The sequence below is a fragment of the Bartonella capreoli genome (genome assembly GCF_902813205.1).
In the GTDB taxonomy this organism is placed as follows: domain Bacteria; phylum Pseudomonadota; class Alphaproteobacteria; order Rhizobiales; family Rhizobiaceae; genus Bartonella; species Bartonella schoenbuchensis.
Map to the genome: position 1 here is coordinate 1 of NZ_CADDZX010000346.1, position 398 is coordinate 398.

General features: G+C 30.2%; 1 pseudogene. It reads right to left on the reverse strand.

Annotated features, from left to right (window positions below):
• A pseudogene (locus tag J7R05_RS09480) lies at positions 1–148 on the reverse strand (LON peptidase substrate-binding domain-containing protein); the annotation flags it as partial.
• Between the last annotated feature and the right edge of the window lie 250 nt (positions 149–398).

Here is a 398-nt window from a genome sequence, read left to right on the forward strand (position 1 = left end):
CGTCTTCAACCATTTCAAGAGTACTTGGTTCAAAAATATTAAGTGATAGAAAACCTCCCGGTAGCAACAATGCACCTTCTAAGAGAAAAAGAGCAATCTGCTTTGACAAATCATTGTCACAATTATAATAGATATTGCCAGCTTTCATGGATATTTGTGACATTTATCTGATGTAAGTTTAGTGCCAAAGTAACCACAATTTATAATATCATTTGGTTATAAGAAAGACTATATTTATAAATTAACTTGTCTCTATAAGATTCTTTATTATCTATGAACGATGATAAAAAACTGCAACTTTGTATTTTTTCATTTACGAGAGAAAATATAAAAGAAAGTGTAAGTAATCGTATGAGATGCCTTTAAGTAAAGCTCTGCAACTCACTCAAAAAATACCC